The 17,320-nt window shown below is 62.4% G+C and carries 15 protein-coding genes; 11 read left to right on the top strand and 4 right to left on the bottom strand.

Annotated features, from left to right (window positions below; translation table 11 throughout):
• The first annotated feature begins 47 nt into the window (after positions 1 to 47).
• Both plsY and dprA read left to right on the top strand, forming a co-directional pair.
• On the top strand, positions 48 to 653 hold the full coding sequence (gene plsY, locus AC1RT2_RS28020) for a glycerol-3-phosphate 1-O-acyltransferase PlsY (protein ID WP_150130035.1): 606 nt from the start codon (positions 48 to 50) through the stop codon (positions 651 to 653).
• A gap of 2 nt (positions 654 to 655) precedes the next feature.
• Complete coding sequence (gene dprA, locus AC1RT2_RS28015; RefSeq protein ID WP_493107242.1) at positions 656 to 1,807, top strand: DNA-processing protein DprA; 1,152 nt, start codon at positions 656 to 658, stop codon at positions 1,805 to 1,807.
• On the opposite strand, the gene AC1RT2_RS28010 is transcribed toward dprA, so the two are convergent.
• Complete coding sequence (locus AC1RT2_RS28010) at positions 1,739 to 1,993, bottom strand: hypothetical protein (protein WP_069059088.1); 255 nt, start codon at positions 1,991 to 1,993, stop codon at positions 1,739 to 1,741. The genes dprA and AC1RT2_RS28010 overlap by 69 nt on opposite strands.
• A 257-nt stretch (positions 1,994 to 2,250) precedes the next feature.
• On the opposite strand from AC1RT2_RS28010, the gene topA reads away from it, so the two are divergent.
• The 6 genes from topA (at position 2,251) to rpmG (ending at position 9,888) form a co-directional block, all read left to right on the top strand.
• Complete coding sequence (gene topA, locus AC1RT2_RS28005; protein ID WP_069061433.1) at positions 2,251 to 4,902, top strand: type I DNA topoisomerase; 2,652 nt, start codon at positions 2,251 to 2,253, stop codon at positions 4,900 to 4,902.
• A 4-nt stretch (positions 4,903 to 4,906) separates the two neighbouring features.
• Positions 4,907 to 7,258 carry a ribonuclease R gene (gene rnr, locus AC1RT2_RS28000; protein ID WP_493107239.1) on the top strand — a complete coding sequence of 784 codons (2,352 nt, stop codon included), beginning with the start codon at positions 4,907 to 4,909 and terminating at the stop codon, positions 7,256 to 7,258.
• 34 nt (positions 7,259 to 7,292) lie between these two features.
• Positions 7,293 to 7,769 carry a DUF983 domain-containing protein gene (locus AC1RT2_RS27995; RefSeq protein WP_069061434.1) on the top strand — a complete coding sequence of 159 codons (477 nt, stop codon included), beginning with the start codon at positions 7,293 to 7,295 and terminating at the stop codon, positions 7,767 to 7,769.
• Entirely contained in the window at positions 7,766 to 8,428 is a 663-nt protein-coding gene (locus AC1RT2_RS27990; protein WP_493107237.1) for an NUDIX hydrolase, read from the top strand. Before AC1RT2_RS27995 ends, AC1RT2_RS27990 begins: the two co-directional genes overlap by 4 nt.
• A 13-nt stretch (positions 8,429 to 8,441) precedes the next feature.
• Positions 8,442 to 9,626, top strand: coding sequence for an MFS transporter (locus tag AC1RT2_RS27985; protein WP_069059091.1), 1,185 nt, complete (start codon positions 8,442 to 8,444; stop codon positions 9,624 to 9,626).
• Positions 9,627 to 9,720: 94 nt separating this feature from the next.
• Positions 9,721 to 9,888 (top strand): 50S ribosomal protein L33, encoded by a 168-nt coding sequence (gene rpmG / locus AC1RT2_RS27980; protein WP_069059092.1) that lies wholly within the window; start codon positions 9,721 to 9,723, stop codon positions 9,886 to 9,888.
• A 692-nt stretch (positions 9,889 to 10,580) separates the two neighbouring features.
• On the opposite strand, the gene AC1RT2_RS27975 is transcribed toward rpmG, so the two are convergent.
• Both AC1RT2_RS27975 and AC1RT2_RS27970 read right to left on the bottom strand, forming a co-directional pair.
• The gene (locus AC1RT2_RS27975) at positions 10,581 to 11,948 is read right to left on the bottom strand and encodes a PleD family two-component system response regulator (protein ID WP_069059093.1); all 1,368 of its coding nucleotides are present in this window, start codon (positions 11,946 to 11,948) and stop codon (positions 10,581 to 10,583) included.
• Positions 11,949 to 11,957: 9 nt separating this feature from the next.
• Positions 11,958 to 12,329, bottom strand: a complete 372-nt coding sequence (locus tag AC1RT2_RS27970; protein ID WP_493107234.1) for a response regulator — start codon at positions 12,327 to 12,329, stop codon at positions 11,958 to 11,960.
• 141 nt (positions 12,330 to 12,470) lie between these two features.
• Here AC1RT2_RS27970 and AC1RT2_RS27965 point away from each other — a divergent pair, with 141 nt between their 5' ends.
• Both AC1RT2_RS27965 and AC1RT2_RS27960 read left to right on the top strand, forming a co-directional pair.
• Positions 12,471 to 12,770, top strand: a complete 300-nt coding sequence (locus AC1RT2_RS27965) for a DUF3572 domain-containing protein (RefSeq protein WP_493107233.1) — start codon at positions 12,471 to 12,473, stop codon at positions 12,768 to 12,770.
• A 123-nt stretch (positions 12,771 to 12,893) separates the two neighbouring features.
• Positions 12,894 to 14,180: a DNA polymerase IV gene (locus tag AC1RT2_RS27960; RefSeq protein ID WP_493107231.1), complete on the top strand. Its 1,287-nt coding sequence runs from the start codon at positions 12,894 to 12,896 to the stop codon at positions 14,178 to 14,180.
• Positions 14,181 to 14,189: 9 nt separating this feature from the next.
• Here AC1RT2_RS27960 and AC1RT2_RS27955 read toward each other — a convergent pair whose 3' ends face one another.
• On the bottom strand, positions 14,190 to 15,416 hold the full coding sequence (locus AC1RT2_RS27955; RefSeq protein WP_493107229.1) for a hypothetical protein: 1,227 nt from the start codon (positions 15,414 to 15,416) through the stop codon (positions 14,190 to 14,192).
• 517 nt (positions 15,417 to 15,933) lie between these two features.
• On the opposite strand from AC1RT2_RS27955, the gene AC1RT2_RS27950 reads away from it, so the two are divergent.
• Complete coding sequence (locus tag AC1RT2_RS27950; RefSeq protein ID WP_493107227.1) at positions 15,934 to 17,247, top strand: L,D-transpeptidase family protein; 1,314 nt, start codon at positions 15,934 to 15,936, stop codon at positions 17,245 to 17,247.
• The last annotated feature ends 73 nt before the right edge of the window (positions 17,248 to 17,320 follow it).

The raw sequence follows: 17,320 nt of genomic DNA, 5'->3' as shown, positions 1-17,320 counted from the left end.
CTCGTCGCATTGAAAAGACGTCTCGGGGGAGAACTGACGTGTCCGACATCTTCACCTGGCAGCTCGGCACGTTGCCGACGTTAGCCGCCCTTGCCTTCGGTTATCTGCTCGGCTCCATCCCCTTCGGCCTGATCCTCACCCGCATGGCTGGGCTCGGCGACGTGCGCCAGATTGGCTCCGGCAATATCGGCGCGACGAACGTGCTGCGCACCGGCAACAAGAAGCTCGCAGCGGCAACCCTGCTGCTTGACGCGCTGAAAGGCACGGCCGCTGCCGCCATCGCCTCGCGCTGGGGGCTCGATGCGGGCATCGCCGCCGGCTTTGCGGCCTTCATGGGGCACCTCTTCCCCGTCTGGCTCGGCTTCAAGGGCGGCAAGGGCGTTGCGACCTATGTCGGCCTGCTGCTTGGGCTCGTGCCCGTCATGCTCGCCGTGTTCGCCGCAGTCTGGATCGGCCTTGCTTATCTCACGCGCTATTCATCGCTCTCGGCTCTGGTTGCAACTGCGGTATCGCCGGTTGTATTGTGGTTTCTCGGTCACGAGAAGGTGGCGCTGCTCTTCCTCGTGCTGACCGTCATCACCTGGTGGAAACACCGCGCCAACATCAGCCGCCTGATGAGCGGCACTGAGAGCAAGATCGGCAGCAAGGGATAGCCATGGACGACCGCAGCGCAGGCACACGGGGAATTGCGCTGACGGAAAGACAGAGGATCGCCTGGCTGCGGCTGATCCGCAGCGACAATGTCGGTCCAGCCACCTTTCGTGACCTGATCAACAACTTCGGCAGCGCCGAAACTGCGCTGGACATGCTGCCGGAACTGTCGCGCCGCGGCGGCGCATCGCGCGTCATCCGCGTTGCCAGCAAGGCCGAAGCCGAACGCGAACTGGAAATTGCCGACCGGCACGGTGCGGTCTTCATCGGCATCGGTGAACCGGACTACCCACCGCTGCTGCGCCAGATTGCCGGAGCCCCGCCGTTGCTGGCTGTCAAAGGCAACCGCAAGGTCGCGACGGCACCGGCCGTTGGCATTGTCGGCGCGCGCAACGCCTCGATCTCCGGCATGAAGTTCGCCGGCATGCTGGCGCGGGAGATCGGCCGCGTGGGTTATACGATCGTCTCTGGCCTTGCCCGCGGCATCGATACGGCCGCCCATCGCGCAAGCCTCGACACCGGCACCATCGCCGCCATGGCCGGCGGCCTCGACAAACCCTATCCGCCGGAAAACATCGGGCTGCTTGATGAACTCACGGCCGGGGCCGGTCTTGCGGTGAGCGAAATGCCGTTTGGCTGGGAACCTCGCGCGCGGGATTTCCCGCGCCGCAACCGGCTGATCGCCGGCATGTCGCTCGGTCTCGTCGTGGTGGAGGCGGCGGTGCGCTCTGGCTCGCTGATCACGGCGCGCAATGCTGCGGATTTCGGCCGACTGGTGTTTGCAGTGCCCGGCTCGCCGCTCGACCCGCGCTGCGAGGGCACGAACGGCCTGCTAAAGGACGGCGCGACGATCATAACAACGCCGGAGGATGTGCTGGAAGGCCTGCGGCCGCTCTCGGAGCCGGACCTCTTCACGCAACAGTCTGGCGCCGGCGAGCCTGCGGACGAAGGGTCACCCGGCCTGCGGTTGCCGCCGAGCGATGGCGAACGGGAGCGGATTGCGGAGGCTTTGAGCCAGGTGCCGGCCGAGATCGACGAAATCATCCGGCACACCGGTGTCGGAGCGTCGGCCGTCTACCTCGTTCTTCTAGAACTTGATCTTGCCGGTCGACTTGAGCGGCATGCCGATGGCCGGGTCTCGATGGCCCCGGATTGACATCGGCCGCAAGCCGGCCAGGATGTCGCCGGCTTCGACATAGGCCATCTCGATCATGTAGCGCAGCATGTCCGCGCCTTCGTTGTTTGCGACGGTGCGCAGTTCGCCCAGCATCTGCCGGATGTAGGCGATGTTCTCTTCTGCCGTGTGGGGCGGCAAGGCGGGTCGGGCTGGTTTCGGGTTCATGGCTTGTCCGTTGCGTCCATGAGGAGAATCGCCGATAGGTTGTAATTCCTACACCTAGGAAACGATACAACGATTATTTAGAATTGCAACAACCGATTGCGCTCCCTTTGGTTGCATCGCGTTGTATCCCACTAATTTCCGTTCCGCCTCTTGACCCGAACGCTTTCCCTGTTCATGTCGAAGCACGACTTTCCGGCGCAATGCGCCCGTTTCGCCGCACTTCCAAGCGTGCGGCGCCCGATACCAGAGAAATGACGATGACAGTTGTAGTTGTGGAATCGCCTGCGAAGGCCAAGACGATCAACAAGTATCTTGGCCCTGGCTACACCGTGCTCGCCTCCTTCGGCCACGTGCGCGACCTGCCCGCCAAGGACGGCTCCGTGCGCCCCGACGAGGACTTCGAAATGTCCTGGGAAGTGGACAGCGCCTCGGCCAAGCGCATGAAGGACATCGCCGACGCGGTGAAAGCCTCCGACGGCCTCATCCTCGCGACCGACCCGGATCGCGAAGGTGAAGCGATCTCCTGGCATGTGCTCGATGTTCTCAAGAAGAAGAAGGTGCTCGGCGACAAGCCGGTCAAGCGCGTCGTCTTCAACGCCATCACCAAGTCGGCCGTGCTCGAAGCCATGCGCAACCCGCGCGATATCGACACGCCTCTCGTGGATGCCTATCTCGCCCGCCGTGCACTCGACTATCTCGTCGGCTTCAACCTGTCGCCGATCCTCTGGCGCAAGCTGCCCGGCGCGCGGTCGGCCGGCCGGGTGCAGTCGGTGGCACTTCGCCTGGTCTGTGACCGCGAATCCGAAATCGAGCGTTTCGTCTCGGAAGAATACTGGAACCTCTCTGCCCTCCTGAAGACACCGCGCGGCGACGAGTTCGAAGCCCGCCTCGTTTCCGCCGAGGGCAAGCGCCTGCAGGCGCGATCGATCGGCAACGGCGAAGAGGCGAACAATCTCAAGGCACTGCTCGACGGTGCTGCCTACCGCGTCGAAAGCGTCGAGGCGAAGCCGACCAAGCGCAACCCGGGTCCGCCCTTCACGACCTCCACCCTGCAGCAGGCCGCATCGTCCAAGCTTGGCTTCTCGGCCTCGCGCACCATGCAGGTGGCGCAGAAGCTTTATGAAGGTATCGACATCGGCGGCGAGACGGTCGGTCTCATCACCTATATGCGTACCGACGGCGTCCAGATGGCGCCGGAAGCGATCGATGCCGCCCGGCGCGCCGTCGGCGAGCAGTTCGGCGCGCGCTATGTGCCGGAAAAAGCCCGTTTCTATTCCACAAAGGCGAAGAACGCCCAGGAAGCGCACGAAGCGATCCGCCCGACCTCCTTCGACCGCACGCCGGACCAGGTGAAGCGCTTCCTCGATCCCGACCAGCTGCGGCTCTACGACCTCGTCTGGAAGCGCGGCATCGCCAGCCAGATGGCATCCGCCGAGATCGAGCGCACGACGGTCGAGATCGAGGCCGACAATGGCGGCCGCAAGGCGGGCCTGCGCGCCACCGGCTCGGTCATCCGTTTCGACGGCTTTATTGCCGCCTATACCGACCAGAAGGAAGACGGCGAACAGTCGGACGACGGTGACGAAGATAGCCGCCTGCCGGAGATCAACGCCCAGGAGATCGTCGCCAAGCAGAAGGTGAATGCCACGCAGCACTTCACCGAACCGCCGCCACGCTACTCCGAAGCGACGCTGATCAAGAAGATGGAAGAGCTCGGCATCGGTCGCCCGTCGACCTATGCCGCGACGCTGGCCACGCTGCGTGACCGAGAATACATCCTCATCGACAAGCGCAAGCTGATCCCGGAAACCAAGGGCCGCCTCGTCACGGCCTTCCTGGAAAGCTTCTTCACGCGCTATGTCGAATATGACTTCACGGCGGATCTCGAAGAAAAGCTTGACAAGATCTCGGCCGGCGAACTCGATTGGAAGCAGGTTCTCCGCGATTTCTGGAAGGATTTCTTTGCCCAGATCGAGGAAACCAAGGAACTGCGCGTCACCAATGTTCTCGACGCGCTGAACGAGGAACTGGCACCGCTCGTCTTCCCGAAGCGCGAGGACGGCAGCGATCCGCGCATCTGCCAGGTCTGCGGCACCGGCAAACTCTCGCTGAAGCTTGGAAAATTCGGCGCCTTCGTCGGCTGCTCGAACTATCCGGACTGCAACTTCACCCGCCAGCTTTCCGCCGATAACGGTTCGGATGCGGAGGCGAACGCCTCCAACGAGCCGCAGAGCCTCGGCAAAGACCCGCATACCGGGGAAGAGATCACGCTGCGCTCCGGCCGCTTTGGCCCTTACGTGCAGCGCGGCGATGGCAAGGAGGCGAAGCGTTCGAGCCTGCCCAAGGGCTGGACGCCGGCGAGCATCGACCATGAGAAGGCGCTCGCTTTGCTCTCGCTGCCGCGCGATATCGGCCAGCATCCCGAGAGCGGCAAGATGATTTCCGCAGGGCTCGGCCGCTACGGCCCGTTCCTGCTGCATGACGGCGGCTATGCCAACCTGGAAACCGTCGAGGACGTGTTCTCGATCGGCCTCAACCGCGCCGTGACCGTTATTGCCGACAAGGCATCGAAGGGCCCCGGCGGGCGTTCGCGCGGCACGCCGGCGGCGCTTAAGACGCTGGGCGACCATCCGGATGGCGGCCCCATAACGGTTCGCGACGGCAAGTACGGCCCCTATGTGAACTGGGGCAAGGTGAATGCCACCCTGCCGAAGGGCAAGGAAGCCGACAGCGTCACGATGGAAGAGGCGCTGGTGCTGATCGCCGAAAAGGCCGGCAAGACGCCAGCCAAGGGCAAGGCCAAGGCGGCCAAGACCACGAAGGCGAAGGCCGACGGTGCCAAGGCTGCAAAGCCGAAGGCAAAGGCAGCCGCCAAGCCCAAAACTGCAGCCAAGGCAAAGAAGGCCTGACGACATGACCAGGGACCCACGCAGCCGGGCAGGACACGTCAAGCGGCCCGGTCGCGCGGGCCGTGACGTGCCGCCGGCAGACAATACGCCGATCATCCACGGCGTCATTCCGCCGCGCGACGTGCTGCTGCGCTTCATCGCGGATCACCCGGAACAGGCGTCCAAGCGCGAGATCGCCAAGGCCTTCGGGCTGAAGGGCGAGGCGCGCGTCGAGCTGAAGGCGCTCCTCAAGTCCTTCGAGGAAGACGGTTTTCTGGAAAAGCGCCGCAAGTCGCTGGTGCGGCCCGGCGCCCTGCCCCCCGTCGCCGTACTCGACATCACCACGCGCGACGTGGACGGCGAGTTGATCGGTCGCCCGGCAGAGTGGCTCGACGATGCCGGCGTCGCACCCGCCGTGCTGATCCGCCAGTCGAGCGGCGCTCGCAAGGACAAGGCGCCGGTCGCCGGCCTCGGCGACCGCGTGCTCGCCAAAATTTTCCCGGCGAAGGAGCGTGGCGGCCCGGCCTATACGGCGCGGATCATCAAGGTTCTCGACAAAAGGAAGAACTCCGGCATGGGCGTGTTCCGCGCCATGCCGGGCGGCGGCGGGCGCATCATGCCGATCGATCGCCGCGGCGAGGAGATGGATGTCGATGCCGAGTTCACGGCGGGCGCCAAGGATGGCGACCTCGTGGAGCTCGATGTCGTGCGCATGGGCCGTTTCGGCCTGGCGCGCGCACAGATCAAGAGTGTGATCGGCTCGGTCGCCTCGGAAAAGGCGATCTCGATGATCGCCATCCACGCTCACGGCATTCCGCACATCTTCCCCGATGCGGTCATCCGCGAGGCGGAGAATGCCGGCCCGGCGACGATGGCGCACCGCGAGGACTGGCGCAGCCTCCCCCTCATCACCATCGACCCGGCCGATGCCAAGGACCATGACGACGCGGTCTATGCCGAGCCGGATCCGTCGCCGGACAATCCGGGCGGCGTCATCGTCACCGTGGCGATTGCCGATGTCAGCTATTATGTGCGCCCGAAGTCGGCGCTCGACCGCGAGGCGCTGAAGCGCGGCAATTCGGTCTATTTCCCCGACCGCGTCGTACCCATGCTGCCGGAGCGCATCTCCAACGACCTCTGCTCGCTGAAGGAAGGCGTCGACCGTCCCGCACTTGCCGTGCGCATGGTCTTTTCCCACGAGGGCCGCAAGGCGAGCCACACCTTCCACCGCATCATGATGAAGAGTGCGGCCAAACTCTCCTACCAGCAGGCGCAGGCGGCCATCGACGGCGCACCGGACGACAAGACCGGCCCCATCCTCGACACGATCCTCAAGCCGCTCTGGGAAGCCTACCGCATCATGACGGTTGGCCGGAACCGCCGCCAGCCACTCGAACTCGACATGCCGGAGCGCAAGATCCTGCTGAAAGACGACGGCACCGTGGATCGGGTCTTCGTGCCGCCGCGGCTCGATGCGCACAAGCTCATCGAAGAGATGATGATCCAGGCGAATGTCGCCGCCGCCGAGACGCTGGAGAAGAAGAAGCAGGTCCTGATCTACCGCGTGCACGACACGCCGTCGCTCGCCAAGCAGGAGGCACTGCGCGAGTTCCTGCAGACGCTCGACATCTCGCTGGTCAAGGGCGGCAACCTGCGCTCCAACCATTTCAACGGCATCCTTGCCAAGGCTCAGGACAAGCCGTTCCAGCAGATGGTCAACCAGATGGTGCTGCGCTCGCAGAGCCAGGCGATCTACAGCCCGGAGAATATCGGCCATTTCGGCCTGAACCTGCTGAAATACGCCCACTTCACCTCGCCGATCCGCCGCTATGCGGACCTGATCGTGCACCGGGCGCTGGTGGGCTCGCTCGGGTTCGGCGAAGGCGGCATCACGCCGGATGAAGAAGCCGTGCTCGACGACATTGCCGCCGAAATCTCGACCTTCGAGCGCCGTGCCATGGCGGCCGAGCGTGACACGGTCGACCGGCTGATCGCCCACCACCTCGCCGGCCGCATCGGCGAAGAGTTCGACGGCCGGGTTTCGGGCGTCACCAAGGCGGGACTATTTGTCACCCTGCCGGAGTATGGCGCCGACGGGTTCGTGCCTATATCTATGCTGGGACGCGATTACTTTATCTACGACGAGGCCCATCAGGCGCTGTCCGGTGAAAAAACCGGGCTTGGCTACCGCCTCGGAGATACGGTGCGCGTGAGGCTCGCGGAAGCGGTGCCGCTCGCCGGATCGCTCCGGTTCGACATGTTGAGCGAAGGACGCAAGATGCCGACGGCAGTGCGCTCCTTCCACAAGTCGGGCCGGCGCAAGGGCAGCGAACCACGGCGCCAGCCAGGGACCCGCCCTCCCCGCGGGAGACGCTAGGCCGGTGCAGACCGCCGGCAGGAAGGACTTGATCATGCAGGCGAACGAGACCACCGGCAGTGCGCTGCATTTTGGTGACACGGCAACGGCCACGCCCGCTGAACGCCCGCTCGGCCGCGCCATCAAGCGTGGCATGCTGAACCGTTGCCCGGCCTGCGGCACCGGCCGCCTCTTCCGCGCATTCCTCAAGCCGGTCGAGAACTGTGCCGCCTGTGGTCAGGACTATACGCACCAGCGCGCCGACGACCTGCCGCCCTATCTCGTCATCACCATCGTCGGCCACGTCGTGGTCGGCGGTTACATGGCGACGGATCTCGTGTGGTCGCTCACCACCTGGCAGCACCTCGCAATCTGGACGCCCATCGCGCTCGTCATGTCGATCTTGATGATGCAGCCCGTCAAAGGCGGCGTCATCGGCCTGCAATGGGCGATGAAAATGCACGGCTTCAACGACAAGCCGGCAGAGACCGACGCAGTCGTCGCACCCGCCTACGGCGACCGAACCGCATGACGGCTGTCCGGCCCGTCGATGCAGCGTCCATCCTGCTTCTCGACCGGTCGGGCGGACGTGTTCGCGTGCTTGTCGGCCGGCGCAGCAGCAAACATGTCTTCATGCCGGATGTCTACGTCTTCCCCGGCGGCCGGCGCGATGCGGGCGATCACCTCGTTGCCGTTTCGAACCCGCTCAACCCGCTCGCCAACGAGCGGCTCGCCCTGCGCGCCGGCGCGCGATGTTCCGATTCGCGCCTGCGCGCCATTGGCGTTGCGGCGCTGCGGGAACTCTACGAAGAAGCCGGTATTGCGGTCGGCATGTCGCTTGGCGAACAGCCCGGGGGCGCGCTGCCGTTTCGGCCGGACCTCTCGAACCTGCGGTTCCTTGCGCGCGCCATCACGCCTGCCGGCATGGTGCGGCGGTTCGATACGCGATTCTTCACGCTCTTCACCGACGAGGCCGATGTCGACCCGGCTGGCGCCACGGCAAGCCATGAACTCGAAGACCTGCGCTGGGTCGATATTTTTGACCACAAGGGCATTGAGATGCCCGACATAACCGTATTGATCCTTGAAGAGCTTCAAAAAAGCATTCAGGAAGACAAGTCTCTACCCTTCGGAAGAGCCGCGCCGTTGTATCGCAACCGGCACGGACGCTTCCTGCGGGACCTTCTTTGAGGATCGATCGCATATGACGCAGCCGCAATCCGGCACCTCCGGCCCAGTGGAAAGCATCCACTGGCGGTCTCTCATTGCTGCCGTCGCCGCCATTTCCGCAGTCGGTATCGCCATCGGCCTCGGGCTTCCACTGCTCTCCATCATCATGGAAAAGCGCGGCATTTCCTCGACGTTGATCGGCATCAACTCCGCCATGGCCGGTATTGCCGCCATGGCTGCTGCGCCCTTCACCACCCGGCTTGCGCATGCCTGGGGCACGTCGACGACGATGCTATTGGCGATCCTGCTCTCCGCCATCAGCGGCCTCGGCTTCTACTATATCGAGAATTTCTGGCTGTGGTTCCCGTTGCGCCTGGTGTTCCACGGCGCGATCACCACGCTGTTCATCCTGTCCGAGTTCTGGATCAATGCCGCCGCCCCGCCGCGCCGGCGCGGGCTCGTGCTCGGTATCTACGCGACCGTGCTGTCGCTCGGCTTCGCCATGGGTCCCCTGCTCTTCTCGATTCTCGGCAGCGACGGCGTCCTGCCCTTTGCTGCCGGCGCAGGCATCATCCTGCTTGCGGCGATCCCGATCTACATCGCGCGTGGGGAAAGCCCGGTCATCGACGAGAAGCCGGAACTGCATTTCATGCGCTACGTGCTCCTCGTGCCGACGGCGACGGCGGCCGTCTTCATCTTCGGCGCGGTGGAAGTCGGCGGGCTCTCGCTCTTCCCGATCTACGGCATTCGCGCGGGCTTCACAGAGCCGCAGGCGGCCCTGCTACTCACCATCATGGGGATCGGCAACATGGCGTTCCAGATCCCGCTGGGAATGCTCTCAGACCGAATGAAGGATCGCCGCAGCCTGCTGACGATCATGGCCGTCATCGGCCTTGTCGGCGCGCTCTCGCTGCCTCTGGTGTCACAGAACTGGCTATTGATGGCCATGGTGCTCCTGGTGTGGGGCGGCTGCGTCGCCGGCCTCTATACGGTGGGTCTCAGCCATCTCGGTTCGCGACTCGTCGGTGCGGACCTCGCCGCAGCCAATGCCGCCTTCATCTTCTGTTACGCGGTCGGCACGGTTGTTGGTCCACAGGCGATCGGCGCGGCGATGGATGTCTCGGGTAATGACGGTTTTGCCTGGGTAATTGCCGCATTCTTCGGCTTTTACCTGGCACTTTCGCTTGGTCGGATCGTTTTCAGACCGAAACGGGGTTGACTTTTCGGGCGCGATTTGTAGTTTCCGCCCAGATTTAAGCCGCAGAGCAGACTGGCTGTCCGCGGCTTCGTTTTTTTATAAAGGCAGGACGACCATGGCCAAGGCTACCACCATCAAGATCAAGCTGCTGTCGACGGCCGACACCGGTTTCTTCTACGTTACCACGAAGAACAGCCGTACGATGACGGACAAGATGACCAAGACGAAGTACGACCCGGTCGTCCGCAAGCACGTCGAATTCAAGGAAACCAAGATCAAGTAATCTTGGGAGCCGATCAGGTTCGCAAAGGCGCTGGATGGAAACATCCGGCGCCTTTTCTTTTGCGCCCGATGTCTGCAACCTTTTTCCGGCGGGCCGAATCAAAAACGCCGCCCCCTTGACGGGAGCGGCGTTGAATGGGGGTCGGTCAGACACGACGACGGCACGAGGATTCCGTATTTGTCGCAGCTGACCGACCGACCCCACGACCCAGGAGATGCGGCGGACCTAGCATCATGGGGTAACCGGTTGTGCGGGCTTGTTTGCCGCCCATGAGTTGAGCATCGCGCGAAAAGGAAAAAAAATCAACGAATTATTAACGCTCAAACGGCGTGTCGTTGTCTCATAGTTAACCGCGGCGGTTGTGATTGTTTCAGCGGGTATCAGTTGCGTTCCGGATCACAACACTGCCGGCCGACGCTACGTCAACCTTGGAGCGAATGTCTTGCAACCTAAGCAAAATGCCGCGGTGTCACACGGGTAGATTGTACGAAACACAACCCATTGATAAAGTTCGCCAAAAGAAAATAGTAGGATTATAGCCAGATTTCGCCACTTGCCCTGCCGCGAGCGATGGGGAAAGCGCTCCATGGCCGTAGCAAGAACGCTTTGGGGCAACTGTCCGAATTTAAAGGCAAACGCCTAGGCTGCGAACGGGCCTGTGGACAAACTCACGGCAGAGCCAAAAAATCCACTCAGGCCGCGGCCGCCACGACGCGGTTTCGCCCTGAACGCTTCGCCTCGTACATTGCTGCATCCGCCCGCTTGAGCAAGGTCTCCGGCGTATCCCCCGCAGGCAGGAGCGAGGCAAGTCCGAGCGACGCCGTTATGGCCAGGGAGACATCCGTACCGGGAATACGGAACGGTTCGCGCTCGACGATCGTGCGAAGGCGCTCTGCCACGCCCACGGCCATTTCCGCGGATGTATCCGGCATCACCAGCACGAACTCCTCGCCGCCGTAGCGGCAGGCGAGATCGGCGCCGCGCACGGCGGACCGGACACGATTGGCGAACTCGCGCAGCACGGCGTCGCCGGCATCATGACCATAGGTGTCGTTGACCAGCTTGAAGCGGTCGATATCGGTGATGCAGACCGACAGCGGGCGGCCGCGCGCGGTGGCGCGGTCGATCAAGAGCTTCATATGCGTATCGAGGTAGCGGCGGTTGTGCAGGCCGGTCAGCCCGTCCGTCACCGCAAGTTCGATGGTTTGGCGCACGCTGGCGCGCAGACGGTCGTTGCAGCGCTTGCGGCGGATCTGCGTGAGGCTGCGGGCAATCAGTTCGTTCGGATCGATCGGCCGCATCAGATAGTCCGTCACGCCGAGATCGAGCGCGCGCACCACCAGTTCGTCATCGCCCTGCTCGGCGACCAGCAGGATCGGCAGGAAGCGCGTGCGCTCCAACGAGCGCAGCTGCGAGCACAGGCGCAACGGATCGTACGAGTCGAAATTGGCATTGACGATCACCAGCTCGAAATTGCTTTCAGCCGCCTGGAAGAGCGCTGCCTGCGGATCCGAAATGGAGGTGACATCGGCAATCGGCTTCAGCGTGCGGGCAATCCGCTCCTGCGAGCTGGCGCGCCCGTCGACGAGGAGAACATCGCCCGGCTCGTCGCCCAGGGAATCATCCAGCCCCTCTTCCATGGAAATGGCGCGTGCGGTGGCCGCGCGCATGCGCAGCTCGTCCGTCAGCGTCTTCAGACGCACGAGGCTTTTCACCCGCGACATCAGCTGGAGGTCGTTGACCGGCTTGGTGAGAAAATCGTCGGCACCGGCTTTCAGGCCGCGGACGCGGTCGGATGGCTGGTCGAGCGCCGTCACCATGACGACGGGAATATGGGCAGTGCGCGGATTGGCCTTCAGGCGCTCGCAGACCTGAAAACCGTCGATGCCCGGCATCATGATATCGAGCAGGATGAGATCGACCTGCGTGCGCTCGCACATCGCCAGCGCATCGTAGCCGTTGTCGGCAGTCAGCACGTCGAAATATTCCGCAAGCAGCCGCGCTTCGAGCAGCTTCACATTGGCGGGAATATCATCGACGACGAGAATGCGCGCTGTCATTGGCCGGCCTCACGCGTCGCCGAGATAGATTTTGATGGTCTCGATGAACTTCGGCACCGAAATAGGCTTGGAGACATAGGCCTCGCAGCCGCCCTGGCGAATACGCTCCTCGTCGCCCTTCATGGCGAAGGCCGTGACGGCAATCACCGGAATGACGTGCAGCTCATCGTCTTCCTTCAGCCACTTGGTGACCTCAAGGCCGGAAACTTCTGGAAGCTGAATGTCCATCAGGATCAGATCAGGTCGGTATTTTCGCGCAAGATCAAGGGCTTCCATACCATTCCTGGTCTGGATCGTGGTATATCCGGATGCCTCGATGAGGTCCCGGAAGAGCTTCATGTTCAGCTCGTTGTCCTCGACAATCATCACCTGTTTGGGCATCGTGCGTCCCTGTTCCTCTCGCCGGCCTTGCAACCTTTTGGGAGATCGATAAGTTGCGGCAAAGCCGAAATCGCCCAGCCCGACTGCGAGTACGTTAGCGTCACTTGGTTGATTAAAAGGTAAATTTCCCGAGGAAAAACGATGAAAAGCCAAAAAGATACACCCGCGACAGAAGACGCGGAGGCTACCGCCGTCGCCATCCTCGGTTGGCTTGCTGGCGAGCCCGAATTGCTCTCTCGTTTCCTGGCCCTGACCGGTGTCGCGCCCGCCGAGGTCCGCAACGCCGTGAACGATCCCGCTTTCCTCGCCGGCATCGTCGATTTCCTGATGGAGCACGAGCCGACATTGCTGGCGTTCAGCGCAGCGACGGGTGTGCAGCCGGAAGCGGTCGTGCGTGCCCACGCGATCCTTTCGGGCCCGTATGGCAGCAACGATTTCTGACCACCCGGCCCGAAAAGGCCGATGTGCGTATGCCTGTGCGTTGTCATGCATTCAGCCTCGGCGACTGTTGAGACTCGTGAACTTAAGCAGTAATGTCGCGATGTTCAATATTTGTTCCCGATCATGAGCACCGCGACCATGCATTTTCCGGGCTTCTGCCGCGACTGCCTGACCGGGCAGCCCGCCGGACTGCGCCGTTGCCGGGGCTGTGGCAGCCCGCGTCTCGTCTATCATGACGAACTCTACGACCTGACGCTCGCCCATATCGACTGCGACGCCTTCTATGCGTCGATCGAGAAACGCGACAATCCGGACCTTGCAGACAAGCCCGTCATCATCGGCGGCGGCAAACGAGGCGTCGTCTCGACGGCCTGTTATATCGCGCGCGTCCATGGGGTTCGCTCCGCCATGCCGATGTTCAAGGCGCTGGAAGCCTGTCCCAATGCGGTCGTCGTCAGGCCGGACATGGAAAAATACGTGCGCGTCGGTCGCGAAATCCGCACGATGATGCAGGAACTGACACCGCTCGTACAGCCGCTCTCCATCGACGAGGCCTTCCTGGAGCTGAAGGGGACCGAGCGCCTGCATCACGATCCCCCTGCCCGCGTGCTCGCGAAATTCGCCCAACGCGTCGAGAAGGAAGTCGGCATCACCATCTCGATCGGGCTTTCCTATTGCAAGTTCCTCGCCAAGGTCGCCTCTGATCTCAACAAGCCGCGCGGCTTTTCGGTCATCGGCGAAGCCGAGGCATTGGAATTTCTGCGCGAAAAACCGGTGCGCCTGATCTGGGGCGTCGGAAAGGCCTTTGCCGAGACGCTGGAGCGCGACGGCATCCGCACCGTCGGCCAACTCCAGACCATGGAGGAAACCGACCTGATGCGCCGCTATGGCGTGATGGGCAAGCGGTTGTTCAATCTCTCCCGCGGCCAGGACGAGCGCGAGGTGCATCTCAACGATCCGGCGAAAAGCGTTTCGGCCGAGACCACCTTCTTCGACGACATTTCCGGCTACGACGCACTGGTCGCGCATCTGCGCCACCTCAGCGAGAAGGTCGCCGCACGCCTGCGCAAATCCGGCATTGCCGGCCATACGGTCGTGCTCAAGCTGAAAACCGCCGACTTCAAGAGCCGAACGCGCAACCGCAAGCTCGAAGATCCGACCATGCTCGCCGACAAAATTTTCCGCACCGGCATGGAGCTTTTGCGCAAGGAGACCGATGGCACAAAATACCGCCTGATCGGCATCGGCGTCAGCGACCTTGCCGATCCCGGCCGCGCCGACCCGCCGGACCTCGTCGACCCCGCCGCCACACGCCGCGCGGCGGCAGAGGCCGCGATGAACACGCTGCGCGACAAATTCGGCAAGGCAAGCGTCGAGACCGGCTATACTTTTGGTAAAGGCCGGTCCTGAGCGCTTTCGTTACTCGAACAGGAAATCCGCCGCCGTAAACTTCGACACCGTGATGTTGTCGACGATGATCTTGCCATGGCTGAAGGTGATGAGCACGTCGTCACCCGACTGGGTGATCTTCAGGTCGGAGAGGGAGTCGATCTTGCTGAAGTTGCGGAAATGGATCTTGTCCTCACCGTCCGTGAAAGCATTCACCGTGTCCGTGCCGAGATTCCTGTCGCTACGATCACGGAAGACGAAGAAATCCTTGGTGCCCTTCGTACCGTAGAGCGTATCGTTGCCAACCTGCCCCTCCAGCCGGTCCTGTACGCCGCCGCCGCCCCTGATGACGTCATTGCCATCGCCGCCACGCAGATTGTTGTTCTTCGTGTTGCCGATAATGGTGTCGTGGGACCTGCCACCGGAAACCTCCTCAATGTTCTTGAGTGTGTCCCGGTCGCCGAAACCATCGATCGCGTAGCCTTTCACCAGATCGACAAGCACCTTGCCTTTACCGCCCTGGTCGTAATCGCGCTGATACATGACACCGTCAAAATCGCCGCCGCCGCCATCGATGATATCGTTGCCCGCCAAGCCGGCGAATTCGTTGTCTCCATTCGATCCGACAAACTTGTCCACGTAGTTCGTGCCGTAAATACCCTCAACGTTCTTGAGCGTGTCCGTGAAGCCGAACGCATCGACCACCTTGCCGGTGACCATGTTCACCGAAATGCCCTTGCTCGGCAGCCAACCGTGTTGGCGAGCACCCTCCGAATAATCGACCTCGTCCCAGTCAGCGCCACCGTCGTAGGTATCGGCTCCCATGAAATCCTTGATATAGTCGTCTCCAGCGCCAGCCGTGACTTTGTCGTTGCCCGCACCGGTCTCGATATCATCGCCCTTGGCAGTGCCCGTTATGGTGTCGTTGCCGGCAAGCAGGAGCCCCTTCGCCTCGTAGAGATTATCGGCGCGGAAGGCATAGCCCCTGATCGCAAGGCCGACGACCTTGTAGATTTCCTGGCCCAGTTCGTTGCGTGCGCTGACGCCGCTGATCGTGCCGCCGGTGATCAGGCCATCGGCGATCGTCAGGCCGGTGCCGGTCAACACCAGTTTCTTGGTCCAGCCGGCCTCTGTATCCGAGAAGGTGAAAGTAACGGTTTTCTTGTCGCTGCTGACGGCAAGATTATAATCATGCCATTCGGACAGGACGTCCCAAAAATATTCCGTCGCAAACTTTGTATAGGTTACAGTGGCCATTTATTTTCCCCCTAAGATCGCTCTCACGCCAGCGCCTTCCACGCCAGAAGCGCAGAACCGATCAATGCAATGATGGCAGGCATGAGAATACTGGAAACAACGCTCCCAAATACCATAGAAAAGCGCAACCTCGACTTCGTTAACAATACCCTACTAAAGTAAATATCGCTCAGCAAGAGTTTCGGCACGTTTTATTCGAATGCGAAAGAAAACACGGTGCTGCGCGACAGGAGAATGCACGGTCACTCTATGCGGCAGGTCGAAGACTATTCGCATGTCACCTCTCGCCCGCGTGATGCCGAAGAACTGATGCGCCGGCCACGCAAATCAGAAGTCACGAAAATGTGAGGCCGGTTTGCTCTGAAAATGGCGCGTATCGGCCGAATAAGCGGCGCCAGCCCCACGTTTTCCCCAGCATTGGCATGGCTAACAAACCCCGGCTGCCGGAAGCATAAATCTTCCTTAAACCGGATGCCTTACGCTTCCCGGCGGTTTGTATTGCGTACGGATGGGTCACATGAAGTTTCGTATCGCCGCTGGCATGAGCATTCTAGGTCTAGTGCTGAGCTGCGGAACCGCGCTCGGCGGCACGCTCGAAGGTCCGCTCCAGATCATCGTATCGAAGGACCTGCAGGAGTTGAAAATCTATGACGGCGGGGTGGTGATCGCCACGTCGCGCGTTTCCACCGGCAAGGCCGGCCATTCGACGCCGACCGGCATCTTCTCCATCATCGAGAAGAAGCGTACGCACTTTTCCAACCTCTATGACAGCGCACCGATGCCCTTCATGCAGCGGCTGACATGGTCGGGTATCGCGTTGCACGCCTCCAACAGCGTGCCGTCCTACCCAGCCTCGCATGGCTGCGTGCGCCTGCCGAACGATTTTGCCAAGACGCTGTTCAGCACCACACGCCGCGGCGGTCACGTTCTGATCACCGACCGCGAGATCGTACCGCAGCGCATCCTGCACGCGGCGCTGTTCAAGCCTGTCGTCGTCCTGCCGGATACACCGCTGCTCTCGGAGGCGGGCTTGCGCCCCAGCCTGATCGAAGCCGGCGACAAGAGCGTCGAAGTTGCGATGACCGATCCGAAGCCGGAGGTCATCACCCCCGTCATCGAACGGACGGAGCGCGACCCGATCCGCATTCTCATCACCCGCCGCGGCGAGCGCGAAATGATGATGGATCTCCAAAGCCTGCTGACGTCGCTCGGTTATGACGCCGGTGTGCCCGACGGGCTGCACGGCAAACAGACCGTGGCCGCCATTCGTGCCTTCCAGCTTACGGAAGGCCTCACGGACGATGGCACCGTCACACCGGAACTCATCGCCGCCGTCTATGCCAAGGCCGGCAAGGGCACGCCGCCGAACGGCCAGATCCTCGTGCGCCAGAAATTCAAACCCCTGCTGGAAGCGCCGATCACCATCCGCAATCCCGAAATCGCGCTCGGCACGCATTTCCTCATCGCCCGCGCGGTCGATGCCGACAAGGGCACGGCGGAATGGTACGGCGTGAGCATGGACAACCAGCTCCCGAAGGCAACCCTGAAACGCCTCGGCATTGCGACGGAAGCGGATGCATCCGCACCGGACGCGCTCGCCAGGACACTCGACCGTCTCGATATCCCGGACGACACGCGCATGCGCATTTCCGGTCTGATGGGCGAAGGCGTCTCCCTCTCCATCTCCGACATCGACACTGGCGGAGAGACCGGTAACGGTACGGACTTCATCACCGTGACCCGGAAGGTGCAGAAGGCGGAGGCCTCGGCTGTTCAAAGCGGCAGGAAGACGAAGAAAAAGAAGCAATCGTCAATCACGGTCGTGAACTGACGCGGGCAGTGAGACCGGCTTTGGCGCGGTCTCACGCCTGAAGTGGTGTCGTGCGCAAGGTTTGAGGGAGGTA

This window comes from Shinella sp. GW821-FHT11G07 (assembly GCF_058808115.1).
This window is presented reverse-complemented; position numbering and strand designations above follow the sequence as displayed.

Excerpts from the sequence above, each read along its gene's own strand:
- rnr (WP_493107239.1), top strand. The coding sequence starts at position 4,907 with ATGACCAGGGACCCACGCAGCCGGGCAGGACACGTCAAGCGGCCCGGT.
- AC1RT2_RS27950 (WP_493107227.1), top strand. The coding sequence starts at position 15,934 with ATGAAGTTTCGTATCGCCGCTGGCATGAGCATTCTAGGTCTAGTGCTG.
- AC1RT2_RS27990 (WP_493107237.1), top strand. The coding sequence starts at position 7,766 with ATGACGGCTGTCCGGCCCGTCGATGCAGCGTCCATCCTGCTTCTCGAC.
- AC1RT2_RS27995 (WP_069061434.1), top strand. The coding sequence starts at position 7,293 with ATGCAGGCGAACGAGACCACCGGCAGTGCGCTGCATTTTGGTGACACG.
- rpmG (WP_069059092.1), top strand. The coding sequence starts at position 9,721 with ATGGCCAAGGCTACCACCATCAAGATCAAGCTGCTGTCGACGGCCGAC.
- AC1RT2_RS28010 (WP_069059088.1), bottom strand. The coding sequence starts at position 1,993 with ATGAACCCGAAACCAGCCCGACCCGCCTTGCCGCCCCACACGGCAGAA.
- topA (WP_069061433.1), top strand. The coding sequence starts at position 2,251 with ATGACAGTTGTAGTTGTGGAATCGCCTGCGAAGGCCAAGACGATCAAC.
- AC1RT2_RS27955 (WP_493107229.1), bottom strand. The coding sequence starts at position 15,416 with ATGGCCACTGTAACCTATACAAAGTTTGCGACGGAATATTTTTGGGAC.
- AC1RT2_RS27970 (WP_493107234.1), bottom strand. The coding sequence starts at position 12,329 with ATGCCCAAACAGGTGATGATTGTCGAGGACAACGAGCTGAACATGAAG.
- dprA (WP_493107242.1), top strand. The coding sequence starts at position 656 with ATGGACGACCGCAGCGCAGGCACACGGGGAATTGCGCTGACGGAAAGA.
- AC1RT2_RS27985 (WP_069059091.1), top strand. The coding sequence starts at position 8,442 with ATGACGCAGCCGCAATCCGGCACCTCCGGCCCAGTGGAAAGCATCCAC.
- AC1RT2_RS27965 (WP_493107233.1), top strand. The coding sequence starts at position 12,471 with ATGAAAAGCCAAAAAGATACACCCGCGACAGAAGACGCGGAGGCTACC.
- AC1RT2_RS27960 (WP_493107231.1), top strand. The coding sequence starts at position 12,894 with ATGAGCACCGCGACCATGCATTTTCCGGGCTTCTGCCGCGACTGCCTG.
- AC1RT2_RS27975 (WP_069059093.1), bottom strand. The coding sequence starts at position 11,948 with ATGACAGCGCGCATTCTCGTCGTCGATGATATTCCCGCCAATGTGAAG.